17 protein-coding genes are annotated in these 26,986 nt (G+C 39.8%); 4 read left to right on the top strand and 13 right to left on the bottom strand.

The annotated features are described in order from the left end of the window. Window position 1 precedes the first annotated feature (1 nt). Window positions 2–1,789, bottom strand: coding sequence for a glycoside hydrolase family 2 protein (locus AAH582_RS06190; protein WP_343321529.1), 1,788 nt, complete (start codon window positions 1,787–1,789; stop codon window positions 2–4). A gap of 28 nt (window positions 1,790–1,817) precedes the next feature. Continuing rightward, window positions 1,818–3,206 carry a DUF4832 domain-containing protein gene (locus AAH582_RS06185; protein ID WP_343321528.1) on the bottom strand — a complete coding sequence of 463 codons (1,389 nt, stop codon included), beginning with the start codon at window positions 3,204–3,206 and terminating at the stop codon, window positions 1,818–1,820. Between the two features lie 682 nt (window positions 3,207–3,888). On the opposite strand from AAH582_RS06185, the gene AAH582_RS06180 reads away from it, so the two are divergent. Together AAH582_RS06180 and AAH582_RS06175 are read left to right on the top strand one after the other, a co-directional pair. Further along, a complete protein-coding gene (locus tag AAH582_RS06180) occupies window positions 3,889–5,163 on the top strand; it encodes a hypothetical protein (protein WP_343321527.1) in 1,275 nt (424 codons plus the stop codon). Between the two features lie 357 nt (window positions 5,164–5,520). After that, window positions 5,521–5,844 carry a helix-turn-helix domain-containing protein gene (locus AAH582_RS06175; protein WP_343322348.1) on the top strand — a complete coding sequence of 108 codons (324 nt, stop codon included), beginning with the start codon at window positions 5,521–5,523 and terminating at the stop codon, window positions 5,842–5,844. Window positions 5,845–5,911: 67 nt separating this feature from the next. Here AAH582_RS06175 and AAH582_RS06170 read toward each other — a convergent pair whose 3' ends face one another. The 9 genes from AAH582_RS06170 to AAH582_RS06130 form a co-directional block, all read right to left on the bottom strand. Further along, the gene (locus AAH582_RS06170; protein ID WP_343321526.1) at window positions 5,912–6,385 is read right to left on the bottom strand and encodes a hypothetical protein; all 474 of its coding nucleotides are present in this window, start codon (window positions 6,383–6,385) and stop codon (window positions 5,912–5,914) included. 72 nt (window positions 6,386–6,457) lie between these two features. Beyond that, window positions 6,458–6,922: a NucA/NucB deoxyribonuclease domain-containing protein gene (locus tag AAH582_RS06165; protein WP_343322347.1), complete on the bottom strand. Its 465-nt coding sequence runs from the start codon at window positions 6,920–6,922 to the stop codon at window positions 6,458–6,460. Between the two features lie 46 nt (window positions 6,923–6,968). Further along, the gene (locus tag AAH582_RS06160) at window positions 6,969–7,877 is read right to left on the bottom strand and encodes an IS3 family transposase (RefSeq protein ID WP_343322346.1); all 909 of its coding nucleotides are present in this window, start codon (window positions 7,875–7,877) and stop codon (window positions 6,969–6,971) included. Between the two features lie 47 nt (window positions 7,878–7,924). Next, a complete protein-coding gene (locus tag AAH582_RS06155; protein WP_343321525.1) occupies window positions 7,925–8,248 on the bottom strand; it encodes a transposase in 324 nt (107 codons plus the stop codon). Between the two features lie 164 nt (window positions 8,249–8,412). Next, window positions 8,413–8,694, bottom strand: coding sequence for an ATP-binding protein (locus AAH582_RS06150; RefSeq protein ID WP_343321524.1), 282 nt, complete (start codon window positions 8,692–8,694; stop codon window positions 8,413–8,415). A gap of 47 nt (window positions 8,695–8,741) precedes the next feature. Continuing rightward, the gene (locus AAH582_RS06145) at window positions 8,742–8,870 is read right to left on the bottom strand and encodes a hypothetical protein (RefSeq protein ID WP_343321523.1); all 129 of its coding nucleotides are present in this window, start codon (window positions 8,868–8,870) and stop codon (window positions 8,742–8,744) included. Between the two features lie 369 nt (window positions 8,871–9,239). Next, window positions 9,240–12,707: a DUF6443 domain-containing protein gene (locus AAH582_RS06140; protein ID WP_343321522.1), complete on the bottom strand. Its 3,468-nt coding sequence runs from the start codon at window positions 12,705–12,707 to the stop codon at window positions 9,240–9,242. A gap of 12 nt (window positions 12,708–12,719) precedes the next feature. Further along, a complete protein-coding gene (locus AAH582_RS06135; protein ID WP_343321521.1) occupies window positions 12,720–16,280 on the bottom strand; it encodes a hypothetical protein in 3,561 nt (1,186 codons plus the stop codon). Window positions 16,281–17,080: 800 nt separating this feature from the next. Then, window positions 17,081–17,527: a nuclear transport factor 2 family protein gene (locus AAH582_RS06130; protein WP_343321520.1), complete on the bottom strand. Its 447-nt coding sequence runs from the start codon at window positions 17,525–17,527 to the stop codon at window positions 17,081–17,083. Between the two features lie 343 nt (window positions 17,528–17,870). Between AAH582_RS06130 and AAH582_RS06125 the strand changes: the two genes are divergently transcribed. Further along, entirely contained in the window at window positions 17,871–18,203 is a 333-nt protein-coding gene (locus AAH582_RS06125) for a hypothetical protein (protein ID WP_343321519.1), read from the top strand. 223 nt (window positions 18,204–18,426) lie between these two features. Here the strand turns inward: AAH582_RS06125 and AAH582_RS06120 are convergent, their stop codons facing one another. Both AAH582_RS06120 and AAH582_RS06115 read right to left on the bottom strand, forming a co-directional pair. Beyond that, window positions 18,427–18,873: a nuclear transport factor 2 family protein gene (locus AAH582_RS06120; protein WP_343321518.1), complete on the bottom strand. Its 447-nt coding sequence runs from the start codon at window positions 18,871–18,873 to the stop codon at window positions 18,427–18,429. A gap of 532 nt (window positions 18,874–19,405) precedes the next feature. After that, a complete protein-coding gene (locus AAH582_RS06115; protein WP_343321517.1) occupies window positions 19,406–21,934 on the bottom strand; it encodes a tetratricopeptide repeat protein in 2,529 nt (842 codons plus the stop codon). Between the two features lie 997 nt (window positions 21,935–22,931). Here AAH582_RS06115 and AAH582_RS06110 point away from each other — a divergent pair. Then, window positions 22,932–26,984 (top strand): two-component regulator propeller domain-containing protein, encoded by a 4,053-nt coding sequence (locus AAH582_RS06110; RefSeq protein ID WP_343321516.1) that lies wholly within the window; start codon window positions 22,932–22,934, stop codon window positions 26,982–26,984. Window positions 26,985–26,986 lie beyond the last annotated feature (2 nt).

The raw sequence follows: 26,986 nt of genomic DNA, 5'->3' as shown, positions 1-26,986 counted from the left end.
TCTATTTATTCTCATAATAATTCTTCATTAGATACCAGGCTTTTTTGCGATAGCCTTGATCCGACACCAGTCCTTTTCGGTTCCAGCCATCTTGATTGGTCGGATGAAAACGGAACGGCGAACGGAAATCAAATAGCAGCCAAGGTGAAGTTCCGCGCAGGTTTGGGATATGCTTAAACATTTCGAGGTTGTTTTTGTATAAAGTCTCTTGGTAATCTTCACTCCATGAACTGACGACATCCTTTTCGCCCTTTTTGCCATACAACGCCTCGCCTCCAAATTCAGAAATAATTAAAGGCTGGCCTCTTGCAACATCCCATACTGCTTTATCAGGAGAAACTGGCCAGGAATGGTACCAGCCTAAATATTTGTTGACAGCTACGACGTCCAATTCTTTCGTAAAAGGATCATCCATAACAAAGGTTTCCTTCTCCTTATTGAAACGAACAAGATCAAAAGCAGCGGTTATAAGCCTGGTCGTGTCAACGGCTCTGCATGTAGCAATCAAATGCCTGATAAAAGCATTTCTAGGCTCGGACGGTTGGGTTTCATTGGCTACCCCCCAAAAAGCGAGTGCGCAACGATTTTTGTCTCGAGCAACCATTTCCCGCATCATTTTACCGGCTTTATCTTTGGTCGATTCATTTTCAAAATCGATGCCCTGCCAAATGGGAATTTCTTCCCACAACAAGAAACCCATTTTTTCGGCCGTTCTCACGATATATTCATTTTGTGGATAATGTGCCAAACGAATCATATTACAGCCTAAAGCTTTCGCTTCTGAAAGCAGCATCACTGCATCTGCCTGTGAAAAAGCACGACCTTTGCGCTGAGGTATTTCCTCATGAAATGAAATGGACTTGAGAAAAATAGCTTCGCCATTCAGGAAGATATCTTCCCCTTTTACCCAAATATTGCGAAAACCTATTTCCTCTTCTATTTGATCATCGCGCGTTGAAATCTTCACGTTATACAGTTTAGGTGCAGTAGGCGACCAACGTTTGATTTCTCTCGATAGGAATGAAGTTTTCACTTCTCCCTGAGCATCTGTTTTAAGCGTTTGTTTTAGTTGTAGTTCCGGTATTTCGATAGTTACCGAGGAATTGGCTATCTTTTCCGAAAGTTTGACCTTCGCAGTGATTTTATCGGCTTTGGTTTTGTCCAATTGAACAAAATAATCATCGATAAAAACTTTTGGCGTGCTTACCAAAAAGACATCTCGGGTGATACCGCCATAGTTCCACCAATCAAAGGCCATTGCCGGAATGGCATCAACCTGCCGGTTATTATTTACCTCAACTGCCAAAAAATTATCGTTTTCTTTAGCTGCATCCGTTATTTCAATCTGAAAGGGAGTAAAACCACCTTCATGTTGTGCAATCTCTTGTCCATTGAGATAGATGCGACAACGGTAATTTACAGCAGCAAAATATAAGAACAGCCTTTCGTTACTTTCTTTCAATACATCGAACTTGCGGCCATACCAGATGGTACCTTCGTAATATTTAAGTTCAGGCATTTGACTGTTCCAATCCGAAGGTACATTTAAACGGAGACCATTCTCGAAAGCGTATTCATAAAAATCAGTCTTATTTTCGGCCTTTTTATTCAGATAGATTTGGTTTTTTCTTCCCTGGTCGTATAAGTCTACAATAGCGTCCCACTTTCCATTTAATGATTGAGTTCGCCTACCATACACATTGGCCATATTCTGCTGAGCAACAAGGTTGGAGGTTATCAGGCTAAAAAAAAGGGACAATATAAAAGATAGATTGATCAGCTTTATCATAATAGGTGTTAATTGTTTATAAAATTTTCTATTTTACCTGCAATGCCGAAAGCTTTGTCCAACCCTGAGCCGTCAAATCTCCAGCAAGGGCAAGTTGAATTGCCGGCTTATTTTCCTTGGTTGTATCAACAATGGCGACTGCCCAGCTATATATTCCTGCAGGTAGATCTACTTTTGCATTTATTTTATAACTTGCAGCAGCACCTTTCAACCAAGCAGACGGTTCACTCTGAAGATCTACAAAAATCTTTCTAACATTCCCTTTGGCATCTAACAGTGCAAAAGCAACTTTATATTTGTAGTTCCATTGTGGAATATTATTAGGAAAATAGCCCCAGCCCATATTCTGCCAACGATGGGAGATTTGCGCTATCTTTCCCGACTTGATATCTTGAGGGAGATTGATTTGGTCTGGATATACACGGTACCCCCCTTCTGTAATAAACCGTTGAACCAGATCAAAGGACTTAAACCAGGATTCAGTTTCTCCCCCCGCTCTAAAGTCCATCATATTGACATGGGCTTCGGCCGACAGGTCGAACTCTCCTTTTCTAACATCCTCATCATGACCTTCTCTATATTTTCCACTCGGGTCTATCCAATAACGGTGCTTACCTGGAGCAATAATCCAGCCCCCTTCCATAATGATAGGACGCTTAAAATTCCATTTCCTGGCAAAATCCTTCTCCCAATTCTGGTAATAGCCAGTCATGCCAAAAGCATCTTGGCGCAAGCTATAACCTTTATCAATAGCTTTATCCAACAAGCGTTCACTGTTCGGGTTGACTGCTCCCCAACTTTCGGGATGACCTACAAGACGATGGTAGTTGATAACCAAAGGAACTTTTGTGAATGTGTTGGCATATAAACTGGTCACCCAGTCCAAGGTTTCTTCCTTTATTTTTTCAGTACTTTCGGGCGTTGCCATTTTGGGATCTTCATAGACAACATAATGTGCTTCACCCCATTTTCCTAAGCCATAGGCATCAATAAAAGAGGTCTTTTCAGGATCATTAAATTCCTTGGCCAAAGCTGTGATAAATTTGGTGTAGTATTTTCTAAATACCGTATCCTGAGGATAAGGGGTTTGTCTATCGGGATGATTTTTATTTTCCAAATAATATTTGGCTCCAAGGTCGAACACAAATTTGGGTGTATTTTGTCCCTGGTCGCGGCCATCTACCACTATACGGAGCGCTATGGGCAACCCTCTCTTTTGCGCCCCTTTTAAGAGCTTTCCTATTCTGGAATTTGGATCATCCCAGGCATAAACGCCTTCACTGGGATTCAGAGAAGACCAGCTCGTGCGTACATAGCATGCCGAAGCATAATCGATGACCTTTACCTTTTTACCCAATGCTGGCACAAAATATTCGATATCCCAATACGAATCGTCGGCATTACGGGGAGCATACATTACCCAACCATTTAAAGGGTTGCGCAAGACTGAATGTCCATCGTATTTTGGCTTTAATAAGATATACCCCGAGTTGCCGGCACCGCCTTGGGCTTTATTTTTTTGAGAGAAGCCAAGCGACGCGCAAGTACAAAATAAGAGGATAAAAACACTTTTAATTATCCTATTTGATATTATCTGTCTGTTTATTATTTCGTTTCTGAACATATTTTTTAAGTCTATTGCTTGTTAGTTTTTGGATTTCCGTTTTGTCAGCCCCCTTCTTATAGTTTATAATTTATTGGTGTGTTCAAATCAAATTGATTTATTGGGATGCATTACAAAAATAGCTATGGCAGGTTACTGCTATGGTATTGATTTGTTCAGAAATGGTTCGTTTTTGTACAAAAATTGGATGCCGATGTCTTTCTTCATTTGTGATAGAGCTTTCCTGAGCGCTTCAATTTTTGCACAGGATAATATCTACTTTCTGCTTAATTTCAAACTATAGCACAATATGCCTTACGGCTGAAGCTTTTCCAAAAAAAATCCAATCCAAAACCTATGGACTTTAGACTAACGTTCAGGAAAACTCGGTGAATGACGGGAATGGGGGGAGGAAAGGGTTTAGAATAAAGCACTGAATTTTCGATAATCAGACTCTAACTGCTATCTTTAATAGCAAAAGCTTCCACAAGTCCAAATGATTGAAATTTACCATCAACACTATAAAATATTATTCTATACCGATCACCAATATACAGCTGAGTCTGCCGATAATCTCAGACGCTACAAACAGGTATATGTTGATGATTCTTGTGATCGATATAGCAACGTATCTAACATTGCCATTTTAGTAAATCATGGTCAAGATGAAGTGGCTAGTGCCATTCTTTGTGATACAGGGGTTTTCACAGGATTGAGCGAATCCTCCTTTATAATCGAGGAAAGTGTGCTTTATATTTGGGGGAATAAACTGTACTATTTAAATATACCAGACTTAACGCTCAAATGGACAGGACAAGTAGATCATATAACGAATTTCAGTGTTCAGAGATTAGAAGATGATCTGCTCGTTCATGGTGAACTCGAAATCACAAGAATAACAAAACTCGGAGAAATAAAATGGCAATTTGGAGGACACGATATCTGGGTAAATAATAATGGCCATCAAGAAGTGACAGTATTACCGAAAAGTATACAACTGGTCGACTTCCAATCAAATTTTTATGCTATCGGATTTGATGGAAATACTATTTCTAAAAAAGCAGCGGATTATACAACGGCTATCATCTATTCATATGATAAAATCATAGGGTCAGCACAACTAGAAGCTGGGGATTTTTCTATGGGAGGCCTATATGGATACTTTAACCCCAATCAAACATATTTCGCACAGATTCAGCAGCACACCCAGGAATTTCTGAATACAAATGGTCAGAATTTAAAAGAATGGCTGGCCTTAAGATTAAGTATTCAACTCGAAAATGGACTGTTTTTATTTCCCACAGGAGGTATAATGATAGAAGATAGTGAGGAATTGCCAGAAGAACCTAAAAGAATCCACCTAGCGGGAGTTGACACTAAAATAATTGAAGATTTTATTATCGAAAATCCTACAACAGCCTTTGTAGAATATCCTTGGGAAGCAATATCAATTGAGAAAAAATTAGCTTTCGAAGATATGCTGTATAGAGAAATCGATTCATCAGGATCTATAGTCGATTATTTACGGAGCCATTCTACGAACACTATTTTAAAAGGAGCCACAGTATCAGCTTTTTGCATAAACGATTATTCATCTCAGATTCTATTTGAAATACAAAGTAAAAAGATCGATCAACGCTTTGCATTAATAGCATTCAAGCAATCCGATCGAGATGGAACTCGTTTGTTAAAAGGTATTAAATTATTTAATGATTTTGACGAATTCAAAGATCTCAAGATGTATCCAGACAGAAACGAATGGGAGAAATAAATTGAAATGAAAAAGGAAGGCAAGATCTTCATACAGTATAAATAAGCCAATACAATTTATCAAAAAAATTTATTCCAATAAAACTATTTTCAAATAGCCGTTGTTCTTATAATACAAAACGGCTACAAGCTGCCTTTCGAAAGAAAGGTTCAACATAAAAATTGGCGTCGTACAGTGAAAGTCCAATAGTCTTTAAAAACATTGGATGACGAAACAAAAAAGAGGAAACGATAGGAAACATAAAAATTACTGTACAAATAAACGCTAAGAGAAAGGGTCTGATGAGAATCAGGCCCTTTTGAGGTAAAAAATCAGATTTATTTTTGTAGTAACGCCGAGGATATGGCATTTTAACGACTGATAGGTATTACTCTTGGACAAAGACTGATAACATTGAAAAAGGCTAAGAAGCTCTCGCAGGACGATCTGGGCAAGAAAGTGGGAACTTCCGGCGATATCACCGGCCGGTATGAAAGGGACGAGGTTATCCCCTCTGTGGAAGTGGCCTCTAAACTGGCAGATGTACTTGATGTGTCGCTGGACTATCTTTCAGAAAAGACCGATACGCTGCTGGATTCAGCTACGCTCGGCAGGATCATGGAGATATCCGTGATGCCCGAAAGCGACCAGAAACAGGTATTTCTTGTGCTTGATGCACTTATAAGAGACTACAAGGGCTAGAAAAGCCTATGCGCAATAAAAAAGCACCTGTAAAACAGATGCTTTTTTATTGCGCAGGCTGATATAGCTAAGGATTATATTGTTTTAGCACTTTTACCCTCATATCAGTATCCTCAGCTGGCCAAATAACAATACGATAATAGTCGTCGCCCTCATCTCCAACCACTGTATCCAGTCCTTTCGAGTATACTCGAACACTATACAAACCAGGCTTAACTATAACCTCTTCTTCGACAGCTGAATTTGGACAATCCTGAACCTGCAAAACACCTGTTGGAAGATCTAGCTTTCCTTCCACAACATGATCATATACGCTAAAGTCTTCATCTTTGCCTTTTTTTTCCAAAATGTCCAGCTCTCCTTTTATCGGCCCATAACTTTGCGTAGACACAGCAATTAGACCCTTGTCCATACTCAACCTTTCATTCATTGTCGTCGAAGACCAAAGTTCCTTATCGGAATCGACATGTTCAGAATCCGCCAAGTAAAACTGATTATATGATGTATAAAAATCTAATTGTATAATATTTTTCTTTTCCATTCCAAAATGAACATTAAAGAGTATCAATAAAAATAACATAACTAACCCTCATTATCTTGCTGTAGACCATTATTAATATTGTAAGTTGGTGGTAACGAGATCGGTACCATAAAATTGCATTATCCGATTAAACACAGGCGCCAATATACCTGTTGGAACACGTGGTGCTCCTTTTAATGCCGGGACAATAGGAAACACAGGAACAGGACTAGGTTGAGGTACAGGCTCTGGTTCCCTATCAATTGGAATCGGCAGAACCAAGAATGCGTCACCACTATTCATATTTTTATATAACTTTTTCAAGTCCTGTCCTTGTTTATTATTCTCAAACCATGGCACTAAGGCAACGAGGGCACCTTTCCCTCCTTCAAATTTGGAAGCATAAGGATATTCATCTCTATAATAACCCGACATGGTTTCAATACCATATGTAGCATCATACCTTTTCTTAATCTGTCTTTGCTTATCACTATCGTAATGCAATACTTCCGGTTTTCCTTGTGTCTTGTCCTGAAATAGCTTTACACTAGGTCTAATACGGTTCTTACTTTACAGTTTTGGTAGGTGAATTGATATTATGAATTTAATTGTTTTTTTGTAAACTTTTGTATTTTTTCCTACAGTTTTTCCAACGCTTGATTAATGGTACATCTGTTACATGTGCTACCGCAGGTGTTAGAAAATCACAACTCATATGCGGACGCAAATGATTATATGATTCTATACTTTTAGTCACTTCCAGCAAGGCTTCACTTCTTGAAGAAAATACCCTTTTGAGTTTAAATTCTGTTTTTAATATGCCATTAATTCTTTCTGCAATAGGGTTTTCATAGGCCTCTCCGTTTTCTGTCATGCTGATTTTTACACCCGCTTTTTTCAACCTTACTATATAGTCGAAGGAACAGTACTGCACACCTCGGTACGAATGATGAATCAGAGTATTGGGAGCCGGTTTTTCCTTCAGTGCCATTTGCAGAGCTTTAATTGCCCCTTGAGCAGTCAGCTGGGGATGAAGGCAATAGCCCATAATTTTTCTAGAGTATGCATCAGTTATGAGAGAAAGATAATTGAAATCATAGCCCACTGAAATATATGTAATATCTGAAACCCATAATTCATTACTACGCGTAGGTGCTAACTCTTTGATTAGGTTGGGATATTTCAGATAGGAATGATTAGAATTCGTAGTTCCTGGTGCACGCTTCTTTTTCCTGTCTATCAATAATCTATGTTTCTTGAGTACCTTGTATAACTTGTCTCTACCAATATTTATTCCATTACTTCGGAAAGGAGTATATAGACATTTATAAAGCTTGTGACCACCTAACCCAGGTAGTTCACGGCGAACAAGGCGAACCATGTCTACAGCCAGATTTTCCTGATCAGTATGGTCGTGAAGATGCCATATATGATCGTAATAAGCTTGTCGGCTTTTACCAAACAATTTACAAAGTGGACCGACCCCCATCCTTGTCACATGCTTTTCTTTGATTAGCTTTATTGTTTGGTACCACGCTTTTTTCGGATTGCAATTTTATTCTACTTTTCAGCATGGTCAATCATAAAGTTAAGACCGTAAATTAGCACATTGGCTTTTTCTAAAGCTTTCTCCAGATCCTTGATCCGTTTTTTTAAAGCGGTAACGTCTTTTGTTCCTGGCTTTTCCATAGGTACTAAAGTTACGGCTCCCTTTTCTAATTTGCGTTTATAATTGTTAATCCAATTGATTAAGATCGTCGTATTGGGTAGTCCATACTTTCTTGCAGTTTGTTCTGCTGACACATTTTTATAAAGCACCAGCTCTACTAATTTCTCTTTAAATTCTTCTTCGAATTCAAATCGAGACAAAACTTGTTCTTTCATGTTTCCTTTACGTTTTTAACCAAAACTGTAAAGCTATACACGTATAATACCAACTGGTGAATATTCCGACAAAAGTACACCAAAAATTCCGGACGAAAGTACACCAGATTTAGTGACCAATAACCCGTGCTATTTTACAACTTGATTGTATTAACTTTTCAAACTTAATGATTTTTTTTCTTTCTCAAAGACTTGCCCTGTAGCGAGAGTCTGTGTGCGGAAGCTGTCAATTTGTCCATTATCGCGTCCGCAAGTGTTGGCTCATCAATAAAGTTGTACCATGCTTCAATCGGTAGCTGAGAAGTTATGACAACAGAGCTATTTCCATACCTGTCCTCCAATATATCTAGCAGTGCAAGCCGAGTGTCGGCATCTATAGATTTTAGTCCGAAGTCATCCAATATGAGTAACTTTTGGTTTGCAATTCCCTTTATCCATTCCTCCAACAGTATCTACTCTAATAAAAAAGGGATTTCGCTCATTTGAAATATTATTAGGGAGTAAAGGAACTGCTATTCACGATCTCATAATCAAAATAGTTGCGATTGCTTAAATTTGGTCTAAAGCTATCTTCAACCAATACATTTCCAGCAACAAATCTACTGGAAAAGGATGTACCCATGATAAAAATAATTAAAAACTAACAAACCCAACTTTAGGGATTGGGCTTGTTAGTTTTTGTTCTATCAGATAGTAAAAAATGAACGTATTTTTTTAAATGAATCAACACCCAAAATAATAGATCTATTTAAAAATTAACTTCAGGAGGCTTCGCCCTAGAAATAAAATTGTCCATAGAATTATGCTTCCGACGAAAACAACTATTGGATGGGTAATCAAGGAAATTAAGGCTCCAGAAATGCCTTGAAAATTTTCTCCATTAAGCTCCGCAGGCTTTTGCCCAGTATACGCTACTATTGAAACGATTAACGTAAAAGGCAACAGACCGAAAAATAATTGCCAAAAAAGAATCGAAAATTTAATATTAGTTTTACTTGAGTTTTGGAAATAAGCTTTCATTTAAATTTAATTTTGAATCAAAATACTCTGTTATTAACTTGGCACCATTTTGAATTACTTCACTTACTCCTTCAGTAAGCTCTCCTAGATTTACACTTGTTTGTAAGGTCACTGCACTTATATTTATATCCACTCCCAATTTTGTTGAGTTGTCATAATTCATTTGAAATCCTTCTTTCCCTAGAGTAGCCTTACCCTCTCTTTTTATTGTTTCACCTTCAAAACCAACTTTTAGATTCTTATGTTTTACAGAAAGATTCCCTTCTGCCGCTGAAACGTTACCCTCAGCTTTTATTGAAGCGAAACCAATTGTCCCTTCTAGATTAGCGAATTTACCCGTTGCAGTCGTTTTCTCTTTATTCGTTGACACGCTACCTTCTAAAACACTTCCTCCAACTTTAGCTTTGAGAGGACCAGCTTGTACTCCCCCTTTAAAAGAATATACGGAGCCTTTTAAACTAGGTTCAAAATTAAAGGAATTAATTATTTTATCAAGACCTTTCGAGGTCGCATTCAAAGTTGATGCTGAAAATGGTAATTTTTGATTTCTTGGTGGGCACCCTGCACACTGCGGAGCTCTTCCATCCGGATCTATAAATCTGATAGGATTATCAAAAGCATAGTTATAAGGCGAATGCCGCCTCATCTGTTCAGCCATTGGATCTACAACATTCCAACGCCCTATCTCAGCATCATAGAACCTCGCCCCGTAATCGAGCTGTCCTTCCAGTACATAAGAACCTCCCAAGGTATGCGTCCCGCCATTTAGGTCCGTCTGCATCTCCTTGCCATTATAAAGATACTTATTATTGATACTCGTTGCAATCGATTTCGTCTTACCGAATGGATAGTAATCCTGCTTCTGCATCACTGTGGCAACCGGTGCTGTAGTCGTACCATCTTTCTTGAGTACCACCCGCACATTGCCCAGATGATCCGTCAGATTGTAATAGTAACTATAGTTTCCTGAACTGTTCAATAGAAAGCCATCCTCTGTAGCGATACGTTCGATCAATGGAGTAGCTCCACTAGCTTTGCTGTATTCAATCCCACCGATATAGTCCTGCTCAGTAGTAATACCGCCAACAGTAGACTTGCGGTTGAGCTTAGCACCCGACGCATCATAGGTGTAGGCAATGCTCTTACCTGTGCCCGTCACTGTTTTGGGTAGGTTGAGGTAATTGTAGCTCAGGGTCATCCCCGTACGGTCCTTCGTCGCATTCCCGTTAAGGTCATACGTGAATGAGCCTGTTACCCCACCCGATAGACTGGCCAGCCTATTACTCTTATTGGTATTGTTATAGTTGTAGGAAATCGCCGTACCATTATCACGGATAAGGGTTCTGATATTGCCCATATCATCGTAGGTCAGTGCCTCACTCATCACCGTTCCGGTACTCACTCCGCTCTTCAACCGGTTCAGCGCATCGTAAACATAGGTGAATGTGCTGTTCGTGGTAGCGGCGTAACCCCACAGCTGCTGCGCGATATTGCCATTGTACTGGGCATTAGAAAGCACCGTGGTACCATTGACATTATAGTTCAGCTGGGAGGTGAACTGCGCCGAGCTTGCCTTAGTCTGCCAACCCCGTTCGTTGTAGGCATAACCAATACTCGTCATAAAGTTGCTGCCACCGTTCTCACTGTGCAGCGACTTGGTCTTCAGTTGACCGATCTCATTGTAGGCGAGCCTGCTCTGGATCACCTCATCCTGCCCGTTGACTTTCTTCTTGGTCTGTACCAGCCTGCCCACATGGTCATATTCATTGGTCGTGATAATAGTCACCACCGCTCCGGTGGAAGGCGTATGAACTCTGGTGCTCTTGACTACCTGTCCTGGAAAATTGTATTCGTTGGTCACATAGTCCGTTCCACCAAGGTGGTTCTTGGAAGCAGACTGGATCACACGTCCATAATCATCGTAATAATTCACTGTCAGCAGGGGTGCCGTACCGTCTTCTTTATAAACAAGCACACCCGTCAGCAGCGATTTGGTCTTTGTGCTCACCGTGATATTCTTTGATGGAAGCTGCCCCGCATTTTCAAAGCTGTAGTCATCGTAATAGTTCACCGTACGCGCCGTAAAGTTCTCACGGGGATAAGACACATTGCTGTAGCTGGCCTGGCCCGCTAAGCGGGTCTCCCAGAGCGCGGTTTCGTTGTTGATGTAATCCTGCTCTACCTGCCTCGGATTGCTGCCCTGATGGATACCCGTCACCACCACACGTCCAAAAGCATCATATTTGGTCACACGCCATTTATTGGTCTGCCGCAGCTCGGCATCCTGTTCCTGCAGCAGCTGGTCATTTTTGTTATAAACAAGGTGATCCCAGCCCCTTCCGGGAATCTTCTTCTCGATCAGTCTCCGCTTTCCATCATACCGGTAGGCATACACCAGCTCATGGAAATCACCGCTGGTGGCCTCTGTCAATGTAGTAGTCGTGGAAGGGAATCCCGGTGGGATCACATACCGCAGGTCTCCAAAGTCGTCGTACACATACTGCGTTTCCAGTTTCTTGCTGTCCGTTTCCCACACCCGCTTGAGTACAACACGCCCCTCGAAATCCTTATATTCCTCCACGGTACCGCCCTTGCCATTTGCCGACACCCAGTTCTCATCCTTGATCACCGTCTTATAGAGTTTCCCGGCAGTATAATACCCTGCTGTGGCACCATTATCCGTACTGTTGATGGTCCACAACCGCACATCATTGGTACCGTTGGTACCATAATCGGTCACCACCGTACGGCCCGCGTTGGTGCCCGCAGTTACATTATCGCGGTTGGCTGCCGGTTGCCAGGGTACACCCGGGGCGCCCTGCTGCTGCACACGGTTCAGCGGGCTGTTCTCAAAAACAGTAACTGCATAGGGACTCGCGGTCTTTGTCACAGCACCATCCCAGGTATTGGATGTAGCATAGTAAGCCTGTTGGTCAGACTTCGCCGTCGTCTTAAAGCTACCGTCTCCTGATACATTCTTCACGTGGGGAAGATATTTGACGCTCTCCCTTCCAAATCCATCATACTCAATATGCTGTACAATGTCTTTATAGGTTGGACTGGCCATTAGCTGGACGCTCTGGCTCGGCCTGCCCAGCCCGTCAAAGTACTGGATGCTCTGATTCTCATCACCGATCGTACGTTGAGCATTTAGCGTAGCCAGCGTAACCCCAGGACTCCGGAAAGTCCGCGTCAGGATATAGTTCTGATCGGCCGTGGGCATGCTCACAATATTCTGAAACCCTGCGATGCTGATCGTAATGGTCTTCCCTGCCGCCGGGGCAGGGATATAAAAGCCATTGGTAAGGGTGATGCTCTTTAGGGCCTGAATATTCGTCTGATTGCTATAGGAACTCAGGGTAAGGTTGTCCACGAGGGTCTGCCCTTGTACCGCCCCTGCCCCGAGTAATGATAGTAGTATTAAAAAGTTATTTTTCATAATTGACTGGGCTTAATTGGAACGATAATGGTAATCAAAGGATCTGTTTACATTGTTGAGGTGGTCCAGGATCGCTTGCAGACGCTGCATGCCGTCGTATTTATAATACTCTGTAATCCCACGGGCATCCGTCTTACTCGTCATACCAACCAATGGCTTATAGGTATAAGTCGTCACCATCGCCTTAGCTAATCTTGAATCACTGCGGAGCTTATCTGATACAGTCTTGATCAGGGTCTCCATACTGGCCTCGGTCTGACTGCTGTTAAGGTTATCGATCGCCGCTTGGGTGAGTACCGTAGCCACTTCTGCGTAGGTTGCATTCCTGATTTCAGCAATAGGATACTGACCATTGTAGCCCCATATGAAAGTTGATGGAATGGAGTTCAATTTTTGAATATGTACAACTTTAGCATTCTTAATATTATAATCATATGTAAATTGATTCACAATATTGGCTCCCTTATAATTAATTTCAGTAAGAGGTAAGATGAATTTAGTATGGAATAGACTATAGTCAAAAGTAGTTTTTGAGATCTCTTTACCCGAATTATAAATTGTCGTTACCAAAGGAGTTTGAATCATATTTTTTTCAATCATCGAATTCACATAGCTCATACCAACAGATTCGGGGTCACCTGGAAAAATATATTTCGTAGTTTGGTCTTTTCCATCAGAGCCTTTCAACGTATAACTTTCGAGATTATAATTTACTCCCCTATATTTCCATGTTTCTTCCTTTTGAATATTGGATGAAGCAAAGTCGATGCTTGTTTTTTTCAACATTGGATTGGTCATGTCATAAACGACATAGGGTTGATAGGTTAGTAAAACCGATTTAATAGATACTGGAATCGGATTACAGGTGTATGTTTCATGTGTATACGACCGTAATCTTCCACCATTTAATACAACCTTTGAAAGATTATAATTTTCACTTTCGTAAGAATGGTTGGTTTGGCTCAATCGTGCATTTTGATTGCTAAAAACAGTGGCTGATTTTAACTTCCCATTGATATGATAATAGCTTTTAATAGGGTAGTAATTATACCATAACTGAAATGGATCCTGCTCTACATTTGCAAAAGGGTGGTTATAGCTACCAGCAGTATTTTTTTCATACTCATTTTTAATATTAAAAAACACATAATTTGTATATCCATTAGTGAGATTATCTGACGCAATTATAGTTTCTCTAACATTAGAATAGCCTACAATGGGCTGTTCATTAGGCACATATACGGTAGGATCAGAACTGAAAACAACATTTTTCATTAATGAACTTACTGGTGTACATACCAACCTCTCGCCAATTTCTACTCGTTCTATAATTTCATCCTTATAATTTATGTAAGGATGTGAAAGCTTTCCTGACGATTGATTCTTATCAAAGAACGTATAATCGTATTTTTTTTCTATTTTTTTTGAGGCCTGATCATAATAGGTAAGAGATTTAACTCTTAAACCACCAATATCAATATTTAACCAACCATTATTCAAATCCAATTTACTTGTCTCGATAGTTATCTTAGCAGCGAAATAGTATATCTTATTATCATCAGGAGAACCTGGAAATGATATCACATTCCAAGGTTCGTGCAATGATCTAAATCTGATAAAATAATTTCCTTTTGGCAAGGTATTAATGCCAGTGATTTGCGTATCATTATGGATAAAAGACTTGACGACAGCTCCCGTAGTAGCGTTGACTACCTCCATAGCAAGTGATTGAAGGTCATTAAAACTGATTTCACATTTGTAGTGAGACTCACCGTTAGGCTTGTTAAAGTCGCCACCACAGATTCTTTGATATTTGATAATTGGATTCGATGTAGAAGCTGGATCAATATGAAAAACATCGGTCTGGGTTGGAGTAGATTCATATAGAGCGACAAATTCTTTTACTTCATTGCTATCAAAATCATACCCACTATTGATCGTATCACTTCTATTATAAAGAATATTATTCAATTCATAATCAAATACCGTCCTCTGGCCTTTATTATTAATAACCTCGATTAATGAACCTATCTTTCCGGCATCTAAAACCGGCTTACGATCACCAAAAATATTATTCGGGCCCGCTATTTCCTTTATAATTTTAATATCTTTATAACAGTTGTTGCAAAATACATCTTCTCCGCAAAAATAACGAACTGAATTATTTGGAATTCTTCCATGATTTCTTTTTCCATTGTTAAACCCATAATAATCTATCGAATTCGACAGTTTATCTTGCAATGAATCCGGTTTATAATAGTTAAAAGTGAACTTCTCGTCACCCACAAATAACTTGTCTAATTTTAATCTTAGGAATTGGGATTTAGTGATATCATTTGAAGTATTCAATTTGCTTTGATTAAAATAACTGTATTGAAGCTCCACAGTATGGACTGTAGCACCGTTAGCATCTTTAAGAAAGATCTTATCTAGCTTTTGATCATTTAAAGCCGCGGTAGTGGGGTGATAATGATATCGGGAGTAAAAATTTGTTTGATAAGGATATCCACCTGCAATTGGTAAGTCTATTCTATCCGAATATTGAAACTGTATAGTTCCCAATGGAAATTCAATCTTGTCTAACTGATGCACCTCCCTTTCTGTGAGAAAGGTGCTAAAACTTTGGGATGTGTTCCGAAAATTTTGATTAGTAGCACCAATAAAACATGCGTTCCTACTGTAGCTCGAACTTATATAGGGCGTTTCACTTGAATGCGTGAATTTATAGAAGAATTTTATCTCTTCATTATTGCTTTTCTTAACAATACTAACATGCCAATTTGTCAAAACTGGATTCTGATAATTTGTTTTGATCCAAAAAGTATTATCTGCAGCGTCATATTTGGGAGCAATTTCAGAGCTTGCTGAATTACTAATAGCATAGTCCTGTACATCAAAAACATACTCATTTCCTTTATCATCGAATACGTTAAAAGTTTTTTTTGCCCAATCAAACAAAATCTTTACTCTATCTTCTTTATTGATAAGCTTGGCTTCGAAATTGTTTCTACCCCATCTTTGTGGTAAAACAAATTTTACTGCTTTATCGCCTAAGTTTAAAGTAAATATATCTGGTTCGGTATCCCAATTTGAAACCCCCAAACTCCTTAAATCAGTAAATAACTCAAACCGATTATCCCAAAATGCCCGTTGGAGTGAATCTGTGAAGAAGGAATTGTACGTGGGCAACGCAATATTCGTATTTGTATAACCATTATAGGTTGATCCAACCAAGGCATCAAGATCACTTAGTCCTTTTATTTCTCTCGAAATAGTTGGATGATTATAAATATTCCATCCTAAACCGACCTTCCCTGATTCCTCCATTACACGGATTCCGCCTCCATTATAGGAGAGTAGAACTTTCAACAGAGGATCATTTCCGAATGAATTTAAAAGATTATAAGATAATTTTAGACGACCAGAATACAAATCTACTCCATCTTGTTGAAGCACCGGAAAGTTGGTATACTTCGAATTGACAGTTGTATATTCGTTAATTGTATTAACGGCATACTGGCCTTTTACAGATAAAAAAAATGAAAGAAATAAAAAGATAAAAATCCTACTCATAACAACAGGTGAAAAACATTTAACCACAATAATTTATTAATAAAAACAACAAACAAAAAGTTGAATTATACTAGAAGGGCTACTACTTAGTAACAGAGATTCTATTAAACGTGGTATTTTCTCCTCATTTAACTTTCACAAAACAATAACCAATATTCAAATTAAAATGAATTAATGATAGAAAATAACATAGAAATAATAAGTGCTGTGCAATATTTACAGATACTTTTCGTAAAACGCTTTTTTTCGCTAGTCCAAGACAAATATAACTTTTTTTTACCTCAACAGAAAATTACACATTAAATATCTATTAAAATTAACTTCAAACTACAGTTTAACAACAGGTATTATCAAAGAAAATATCAATATACTTTTGGTTTTAATAGCTTTTCAATAAATAGACCGAAAATAACAAAAAAAATAAAGCAAAATTAATTTGTAGTCCCATTATTGAGCTTTCAGATAGCGAGAGTTTCAGTTTCACCATGATGAATCTCATAACATACTATTAAAGCCTCTCTTTGGAACTTTCACTCAGTATTTTAATTCGTTTTTCTTTACCGTATGTATTTTTGATTTACTTTTGCGATAGATTATGGGTTAAGCTACTACCTTAAAAAAATGGATTAACATAAAAATTACTGTACAAATAAACGCTAAGAGAAAGGGTCTGATGAGAATCAGGCCCTTTTGACGTAAAAAAGCCATATCTTGCGACATGGCTTCGAACTAAATTTAAATATATGATTCATTAGTGCTCTACTTGTAACTTGGTTTCGCAACGCACTAGTTTTTAGATACTATTTATAAGAATTGATCGATTTGGATACTTTCCAATCGTTGCCCACACGCTCCAAGGTAACTAAATCTGTTTTAGTGAAGTTTTCAAATTTCAAGGTTACTTTAGAAACCATATAGTCTGCTGACACTTCCAGGATATCGGTGCTCACTATACAGTTCAGCTTCTCTCCTTTTTGCTTTTTCAAGGATTTAACCACTTCACTCCTACTGTGGTTTTGTACATTGGATGATTGGATCTTTTGATTGAAATCTTCGGCGAATAACTGCTCTACTCCTGCAGATTCGCCCTCTGTCGTCACCGCAACATAGTGGTCGAGCGCCAAGTCTGCTGTAGAAAGGTTAATGTTAGCTTTCTCTGATTTCGAACCTGGTCCTTCAGCTGCCATAGCGAATGTTGATACGACGATTAAGGCTGCTGCTGCGAATGTTTTTACTAGGGTTTTCATAATATCTTTTTTATAGTGTTAGTTCTATTGTTCTTATTTGTTGACTCAAAACTACAACACAATAGGTCCCCGGCCTATGAGCTTTAGATCAACGACCAGCAAAACTCGGTGAATGGCCGGAATCGGGAGGTGAAAATATGTATGGATATTCAGTCTAATTTTTGAGCGGCGTCTAATTTACTGGATAAACTAAATATCAACCAAGTAAGAGCGAATATTAGATCAACTCTCACGAATACGAATCGCTCATCCTAGTCAAATATCTTGTGATTACTTTTAGTATTAGATAATTAAAACATGCCCAAAAAGGCATACATTATTTAACAAATAAAACTTAAAAACAATGAAAAAGTTATTGATGAGTTTGCTAGCGGTAGCTGCGCTATCGACAGCAGCTTTTGCAGGCACTGGAGCAAAAGCCGCCAAAGAAAATGTAGATGTAAAAACAACCGCCAACATCCCGACCAAAACTATCGCCGAGGCTAAGGCTACCGGAGAGACAAAGGCAACAAATGCGAAATTGATTAGATGTGTTTACGTATTGAATGTTTACAACAGTAGCGGCGAAGTGGTAGCTACCCACACGTCGGAAACCTATGTACAAAACTCCTGCTCAGGATTCTTCGGAAGCTGCAAAATTATGTATAGGCATATGCTTGCCAATGGCGATCTGTAATTTGGGGATCACCGTTTTCTTAGATTTAAATATGCAATAATAAGCGAGGCTAAGCCTCGCTTATGTTTGTAGTCGAATAAAACTATTCACATAGGTTGCTATTCCTATTATACAAATTGGAACCTTATCGAAATTTCAAATAACGAAACAAAAAGACATAAATCCGAAAAAGCCACATCGCTCGACCTGGCTTCACAACATATGTATTCATAAGCAATGACTCTTATTGATAGGAATGAATTGACCTGGACACCTTCCAATCGCCATTCTCGTAAACCAATGTTACGAGGTCTGTCATGCTAAAGTTGTCAAATTTCAGTGCGATTTTTGCAATCATATAATCTCCTGATTTTTCGACGATTTTGATATTCACCTTGCAATTCAGCTTTTCTCCATTTTGATTTTTCAACGAATTAATCACAGCACTGCGACTATACGTCAATCTACTGTTAGCCTGTATCTTTTGGTTGAAATCGTCCGTAAACAACTGCTGCACGCCTGCCGATTCCCCCTTGGTGGTGACTGCAAGATAGTAATCCAGCGCTAAGCCTGCCGTGGAAAGATTAATGTTTGTCTTTTCTGATTTGTCTCCCACTCTTTCAGCTGCCATGGTGAATGTGGACAAGGCAATTAAAGCTACTGCAGTGCAATTTCTTACGAATGATTTCATGATATCTTAATTTTATTGTGTTAGTTATCGTGTTTCTACTTGTGGGTCCAAAACTTTTGTTTAATATGCATTTACCCCATGGTCTTTAGACCAGTGATCGAAGAAACTCGGTGAATTGTCATTTACCTACAAGAGATTTCGATCCGGAAGCATGCCGAAGAAATTTAGGACACATTTCGACAACCACATGCCAAACACTATACCAGTCGGCCCAAAGTGTATATTTGTGCTTTCTGCTCCTTAAAATGGCCTTTTAGTAATCTTCCTTCAAAAAGTAAATGTGCGCTTGCGAACAGTTTAGAAACGTATTGTCCGCATCCGTACAATGGATAAAGCGTTAAATCGAGACCGTATCATTTGTGCAAACACGGCATTTACAGAAGCAAAAAAATGAGACGAAAAGGATAGCGAAAATAAAAAAGCCCGATAACAATCGGGCTTTTCCAAACGGCAAGTGCTACAATGCCATCGCTATTCGGTATAAATGGACAAACATCCTCAAATCTGTCTTACGGACAAACTCTACAACGTTTTACTTCAGTTTCTGTAAGCGCTCTTTCGCCGCGGGCACAATATCATCGTTTTTATCATAATTGTCAATCACACTTTTCAAGGTACTCTTCGCTTGGAAGGTATTGCCCTTACGCGCATAGGCATCAGCAAGCAATAGGAAGCTCTTGGCCACCCAGTATTCCTGTGCTTCCCTATTGTTGATCACATCAAAGGCTGTTTCCAGCGCTTTATCATATTCTTTGTTATCATACTGCATTAGTGCCACGCGATAGCGCGCCTCTGCGCCGACTGCCGACTGGCTCTTCAGCGCAGCCAGGTTAAATTCTTTCATGGCAGCCGCTACATTCTTATCTTTTAGCAAGGCTTTCCCACTGTACAGATGCGCTTTCGCAATTTCTTCCTCGGTTGCGCCGTTGTAATTCTTAATCAGACTTACGTACTTGGCCATTTGCTCCATATCGCCGAGTTCGAAGTAACACACCATCAGGTTCGTTACTGCGTAGCCATAGTTCTTTTTATATTCTTCGTTGAGCTCCAATTTTTTGAGGTGCACAATGGCCTCGTTGTATTCCTTGAGGTCCAGGTACAGCGCAGCCACCGTCAGCAAGGTATTTTCTGAATACTTGCTCGTCCAGTCGTTCAGGATGATATTCAGATCATGCAGTGCTTCCTGTGGATGCCCAGTACGGTACGAACTCACCCCACGGATGTAACGGGCGAATTTTTCTTGTTTGGGTTTTGGAAATTTATCGAAATACGCATTGATCGCCTCCACAGCGGCTCCGTATTCTCCCCTGGCGAATAGAGACTGTGCGGCCTGAAAAGCCATATTATCCAATTCCGCAGGACTCAGATTGCTGACATTGGTACCCACGGCATAACGGATATAGCTTGAAGCATCCCCCTGATCGAGGTAGATGTTTTCAATGAAACGCATGGCCTGCTCTGCCTCAGCAGTTCGGGTATATTTCTCCACCACCTTCTCGAAAGTCGCTTTCGCCGCTTCGGGCTCATCGTTATTGTACTGCACGAGCCCTATGGTCATTAAGGCGCGGGGAATATAACTGCTACGGGGATACTTTTCGACCATTGCTTGCAGCCCTTCGATAGCGCGGCCATAATCACCCATCGTGAAATAAGTGTAAGGAATTTCAAAGGCCGCATCATCTGCATAGTTGGAAGATGGAAATTGTTTCAGCACTGACCGCAACGTACTAAGCTTGGTTTCGTTGTTGCCTTGCAGACCAAATAAGATACCGCGCTGGAATAAGGCATAATCCTGGTTGGGTGCTTTGCTGTTGATGAGCTGATCGTAGTACTTGTTTGCCCGACCGTAGTCGCGCAGACACAAATACGAATCACCTAGACGTGCAATAACATCATAGCGTATATTTTGATCCACCGTATTTCCTCCAGCAGCCAGAAAGCGTTCAAAATATTTGGCTGCCAACTCAAAACGGTTGTTTCGGTATGCCGCATACGCCAGCCCATAGTTGGCATAATTATAGACATCAGTATTCCGAGCGACGGGCAGGCTTAGAAACTCGGAGAAGTTTTCTACAGCTTCACCAAATTTGCGCACTTCATACATGGCTTCTGCTTTCCAATAGGTCGCAAGAGCTGCCATTTCAGCATTGACCGGAAACTTTTCAGATCGCATAAACATGGATATGCTATTTTCGAAAGCACGCTCATTATAAAACTCCAATCCTCGGTAGTAGGTTACCTTTTGATAGATCGCATTGACTTCCCGACCGCGCTCTTTTAACGATTCCAGCATACTGACACCAGCGTGGAAATTGGTCGTCCCCCGAAGAATTTCAGCGGATAATGTTTCCGCACTTTCCTTTCTTTTTGAACCCGGATCGATAGGTTTCACTTCCTGGGCGATATATTTCTCGAGGACTTTTTGCGCAGCTTGGGTGGAGTCCATTGCAAACAAGATTTTAGCATAGTTAAACAGCGCATCGGCCTTCACTTGCCGGTCCAAATCCAGCTTTGTTGCTTTGACAAAAGCATTACGTGCAGCTTGCTTGTCGCCCGTCTCCAGTGCGATATGACCTAAGGTCATGATGGCCCCCTGATAAAAGGCATCCGAAGGTTTTATGGCCTCCAACATACCGCTCGCTCTTTTGTATTCGCCGGCCCCGTAAGCTAGGTAGCTGATGCGATAATTATCGATATTGCTTTGTGACGCGTCCGAATGCCGTTGCATCAATTCGTGGTAATAGGCCTGTTTATATTTTTGCTGTGCTAAATAGGTGGCAGTGGCAATCTGGCGCAGTTCGGTCTCAATAGCATCACGGTTGATAAGCGTCATATCCGGGCTGCGGCGTACCTTAACGGCATCAGCCAGCATGGGCCGGTAATCACGTACGACATCAATGGAATCCATGGTTTGAACTTCACCAGCGCCACTTTGCACACTTTGCTGCTGTGGTTTCTCTTTCTTATCTTTCTGCTGTTTACCCACTTCCTGCGCATAGCCTGTAACCAGCAAAGCCGAAAGTGTTCCTGTAAAAAGGTATTTAAGATAGTTGTAGCTCATTCTTTTTTTCAATATCATTTTTCGTCCGTATTTCTGCGTTTTTCCAAACGTTCTTATGCCAAGGAGGCCGTGGTGTAATCTTAACCTAAACAAATAGCCAAAACTAAAGAATTCCAGCCACATTCGGTAAATCATCAGCCTGAAAACAGATGTAATATGTAATTTTACCCATACCTCTGTTTGATTTTTACGATTTAGAATAACATAAGCTATTCCAATGCTTTCTCGACAACCGAGTTGATTACAATAATGAAGCCACTTTCTATAAATCCAAGAGATAATCGCATGGGCCCTCAACGGCCAATACTGCCCGCATCTGGGCCTAGATATCCATTTTTTATACTTTTAAAAGATAGCTCTTTGATCGGAATAAAGATCTGAGGCAGGGAAAAAATTGAGAACATTGATGAGATGTAGATGCACGAAGAAAAGAAACTTCAAGGGTTTGCACCTGGGATATCCATTTTACATCACGATGAAACACCTCACTAAGATCTCCGACATTATTATTGGCATAAGCTTCAAAAAAACGACGCCTTTGCGTAGATGTACGGATGCAAACAGTTTATATCAATAGCGTTCACATGCGTACACTATATTAAATGCTGGCTCCTGCGCTTTGAGGAGACGTATACTACAAATGAGTATACATCTTATCCTGATACGGTGAATTTGCTATCAATTTGTACATTTTACTCGTCACCGGCATCACCATATTTTAAATTGGTTGTACACTATTTCAATAGAGACACTTACTTTGGTGCCGCTCTCTTTTTGCTTTGTGAAAGCAAAAATTGGTCGTAAAACAGCTTTTTTTAAATAAACGTAAAATATACACTTATTTAAAAAACAATCGTATCTTTAACCTTATTATCTTCAAATTGACTTTTTCCGATCGCAAAAGTCCTTTGCAAGATAATTACCTATGCTAAAGAAAAATCGATAAGTTATCTGATATCGGAAATACCATACTAACATAGCTGCTAACATGCCTAGTTTGAACAGACTCCTATCTTCTCGTCAGGCCTTGATCCTGATATTCATTCTCATCCTTGTTCACACAAGCACGTTGACCGACGCGCAATTCCCCAAGGAAATGAATAAAGGTTTATCGAATAGTTCAGTAAAATCTATATTTCAGGATAGTCAGGGCTTTATGTGGTTTGGCACCTACGACGGACTAAACAGGTTCGACGGCTATGATATAAAAACCTATAGAAATCAGCTAAATAACGAAAACAGCATTCCACATAATTATATCTATTGCATAGCAGAAGACCATAATAAAAAATTATGGATAGGAACTGGTCAAGGAATTGGAATATACGACCGAAATTTTGATACCTTCACCCGTTTAAATTATATAGACCAAAAAACAAAACGGTCATACCATCTCAATGCCGACACGAAATCCATTCAAATCGACAGTGACAATAATATTTATATCGGCACAAACGGCTGGGGGCTATTTTACAAAAGTCATCAAGAAGCACATGCCATTCAAATTGCTTTTAAAGATTATAAATCGAACCTATCCACCTTATACTACCATGTATCGGCCACACATATTGACGCGACCGGCCGAATATGGGTCTTTATAGAGGGAAATGGCTTATATGTGTTCGACAAAAAAACTCAGCAGTTGAATCTTGTATCGAAGGCTATTACGAGTGCAACCTGTATGGCTAGCACAAACAGCGGTGAACTCTTTATTGGTAATTACGAGGGGCTATTTGTTTGGAAAATCAAAGACCATATGTTTTCGGCCTTGTATCCGCAGGAGCTTAAATCGAGCCAGATCAACATGCTGACGCTGGAGGGGCAAAACAAACTTTGGTTAGCCACCCAAAACAATGGGATTTTTATACTTAACCTATCTCATGGAAAAGCAGCAAACAAAAATGATCTACAGCCCGTACAATTTTCACTGAATAGCAAAACCATTTATACGATTTACATAGACTCCCAACGTAAAATATGGATTGGCACCGGAAAGGGCGGCATTGAGACCATTGATAACAATGGCTATAAATTTAACTATTTACAGCAGAAACATTATGCAGGATTTAACTTAGCACACAAATTTGTACGTTCTTTTGTTGAGTATGATAACAAGATCTGGATTGGTACCGAAGGTGATGGCCTTTATGTATGGGATAACAAGACTAATCAGGTTCAGTCTTTTCAAAAAGAACCACAGCAATTGCCAGACAATACGGTAAACCATCTTTTGACCGGAACTAACGGAGACCTATGGATCGCAACCGAAAGAGGCATAACGAGTTACGCAAAAGGCTCGGGTTTTAAATATTATATTTGCAGGACGCCAAATGGGGTCGTAAATAACAGTGTACAGCTGCTTTTTAAGGATCAGGATGAGAAAATCTGGGCAGCGACATTTTCTGAAGGAAGAGTATATACATATAATCCGACAAGCGACCAATTTGAAGTCTTCAGCGAAGACATCTATGATATCAATTGCATGATTGATGATAAACAAGGGAATATCTGGATGGGGAATTACAATGAGATCATACAGCTAAACAAGAAGACACGAAAAAGCGCCAGATATTTAATCGGAAAACCTGTTCGTGCCATTCAGCTCGGAAAAAATAACAGACTTTGGTTAGGAACAGAAGGTAAAGGGCTCTTGGCATTTGATAGCAAATCAAAAAAGATTGTCGAAAATTATTCCACAAATGAAGGTTTGAGTAACAATGCCGTACTTAATATTTTGGAAGATAAAACCGGAAAACTATGGTTAAGCACCTTTAATGGCCTTTCGAAGTTCGATCCTTCCACTAGAAAAATTGTACGATACGAGGAAACGGATGGGCTTCAAAGTAACGAGTTTTCCTATGGGGCAGCGCTTAAGCTCAAAGATGGCCATCTTCTTTTCGGAGGAAACAACGGTTTTAACATCTTTGATGCAGATAGTATCAAACTGAAAATTTATGACCCTGCATTAGCAATCACCAGCCTTAAAATTAACAATAAAAAGATGACAGAACAGAGTGACCGGGTCGATATTGGAAAAGATAATGCGATACACAAACTGACCCTCCCCTACAATCAATCCACGTTTTCGCTGGAGTTTGCCGCTTTGGAGTTTGATTCGCCACAAAAGATAAAATATAGATACCGCTTGGAAGGTTTAGACAAGCAATGGAACGATGCCGGTTCTACCCGATCGATAAATTACAATGGTCTACATGAAGGAAATTATACCCTGCTTATTCAATCGACCGACTCGGAAGGCAAATGGACGAATAAGCAGATTAAGCTCGATATTCAAATTCTCCCGCCTTGGTATAGAAGCTGGTGGGCCTACTTGCTTTACACGCTGGCTATTATCTATATGGGGCTATGGTATCTGCGCTACCGGAGGAGGCAAATCGCTTTAAATTATGAAATACAGCTTTCAAAATTCACCATCCAAAAGGAAAGAGAACTCAATGAAAAGAGGCACGCATTTTTTACCAATATATCGCATGAATTTAGAACACCGTTGACTTTAATTATAAATCCGATTAAAGATCTGCTGAAGACCAATAAAGAGTCTGAAGACAGGGCTTCCCTTCAGGTTGTACACAGGAACGCCAAAAGGCTGCTGAGCTTGGTGGACCAGCTGCTTGTATTTAGAAAAACAGAGGATGGTGCCGAACAGCTCAAAACCAGCATTTTCGACTGCCAAAGCTTTATGAAAGAAATATTTCTATATTTCGCGGCCCAGGCAAAATTACAAAAGATAGATTATCAGTTCCAGGAAGATTCCGGTCCGGTCTTTGTCAATGCGGACAAAGAAAAAATTGAGATCATCTTATGCAATCTCATATCAAATGCTTTTAAATTTACGCCTTCCGATGGCGCTATTCATATTGCTCTATCGCAACAGGGTCAGGAATTAACCATTCAGATCAAGGACTCGGGAAAGGGTATCCCCGAACATCTTGGCGATAGAATATTCGACAAATATTTTTCGGATCCATTGAATGGCCCCAAAAAACAAACGGGATTCGGGATCGGCATGTACCTGGTCAAAACTTTTGTTGAAATGCACACCGGAAAAATAAGTTATACCAGTTCAGCAACAGCGGGAACAACATTCAACCTCGTTTTGCCTATCGTAGCACAACGAATGCCGGCCGAAGAACCATTGGCAGATGTAGCGCCCCACAACGAGTCGGGAATTCAAATGCTATACGATGCACAAGTGGTGACGGAAACCGCTCCCACATTTCCAACGGCTATATCAAGCAAAAAATTTAGTATTTTATTGGTTGACGACGACGATGCGATCCGCAGCTATCTTGCCGACATTTTTAAGGCAGAATATACAATCTATAGTGCCCATAATGGCGTTCAGGCATTAGCTATGATTAAGGGAAAACAACCTGATCTGGTCATAAGTGATATTATTATGGAAGAGATGGATGGATTGTCACTCTGCAAAGCCGTAAAATCTAATGCTACGCTCAATCATATTCAAATCATCCTGCTTACCTCAAGTACCTCTGACAGTACGAAGTTAGCCGGAATTCAATATGGTGCCGATGATTATATCCACAAGCCATTTGATTCGGAGATATTGTCGCTTCGGGTCAAAACATTACTGCAGAACAAAAAGAACCTTCAGGACTTTTTCCTTAACGCGATTACATTACAGTCCAATGAGCTAAAAATACCAATCACAGACAAGCTATTCATAGAACGGTGCATTGAAATTATTGAAGAGAACCTACTGGAAGAATTGACCGTTATAAGCCTTGCCGAAAAAACGGGAATGAGTCATTCTTCACTCTATAAAAAAATTAAAACGATTTCAGGCAAATCGATCAATGAATTTATCAGGTCGGTACGACTCAAAAAGGCTGCAGAAATGCTTATATTGACAGATTCGAAAATTAATGAAGTAGCTAACTTAACAGGTTTTTACGATCAGCGCTACTTTAGACAGCAGTTCAGCAAATTGTTTGGCCATACACCATCCGACTATGTCAAAAAGTACCGAAAAGCATTTCAGAATGAATTCCATGTCGATCGGCACTAGGC

This window comes from Sphingobacterium multivorum, assembly GCF_039511225.1.
Classification (GTDB): Bacteria; Bacteroidota; Bacteroidia; order Sphingobacteriales; family Sphingobacteriaceae; genus Sphingobacterium.
This window is presented reverse-complemented; position numbering and strand designations above follow the sequence as displayed.

Excerpts from the sequence above, each read along its gene's own strand:
- AAH582_RS06180 (WP_343321527.1), top strand. The coding sequence starts at position 3,889 with ATGATTGAAATTTACCATCAACACTATAAAATATTATTCTATACCGAT.
- AAH582_RS06130 (WP_343321520.1), bottom strand. The coding sequence starts at position 17,527 with ATGAAAACCCTAGTAAAAACATTCGCAGCAGCAGCCTTAATCGTCGTA.
- AAH582_RS06125 (WP_343321519.1), top strand. The coding sequence starts at position 17,871 with ATGAAAAAGTTATTGATGAGTTTGCTAGCGGTAGCTGCGCTATCGACA.
- AAH582_RS06145 (WP_343321523.1), bottom strand. The coding sequence starts at position 8,870 with ATGGGTACATCCTTTTCCAGTAGATTTGTTGCTGGAAATGTATTGGTT.
- AAH582_RS06140 (WP_343321522.1), bottom strand. The coding sequence starts at position 12,707 with ATGAAAAATAACTTTTTAATACTACTATCATTACTCGGGGCAGGGGCG.
- AAH582_RS06120 (WP_343321518.1), bottom strand. The coding sequence starts at position 18,873 with ATGAAATCATTCGTAAGAAATTGCACTGCAGTAGCTTTAATTGCCTTG.
- AAH582_RS06155 (WP_343321525.1), bottom strand. The coding sequence starts at position 8,248 with ATGAAAGAACAAGTTTTGTCTCGATTTGAATTCGAAGAAGAATTTAAA.
- AAH582_RS06190 (WP_343321529.1), bottom strand. The coding sequence starts at position 1,789 with ATGATAAAGCTGATCAATCTATCTTTTATATTGTCCCTTTTTTTTAGC.
- AAH582_RS06170 (WP_343321526.1), bottom strand. The coding sequence starts at position 6,385 with ATGGAAAAGAAAAATATTATACAATTAGATTTTTATACATCATATAAT.
- AAH582_RS06185 (WP_343321528.1), bottom strand. The coding sequence starts at position 3,206 with ATGTATGCTCCCCGTAATGCCGACGATTCGTATTGGGATATCGAATAT.
- AAH582_RS06135 (WP_343321521.1), bottom strand. The coding sequence starts at position 16,280 with ATGAGTAGGATTTTTATCTTTTTATTTCTTTCATTTTTTTTATCTGTA.
- AAH582_RS06115 (WP_343321517.1), bottom strand. The coding sequence starts at position 21,934 with ATGAGCTACAACTATCTTAAATACCTTTTTACAGGAACACTTTCGGCT.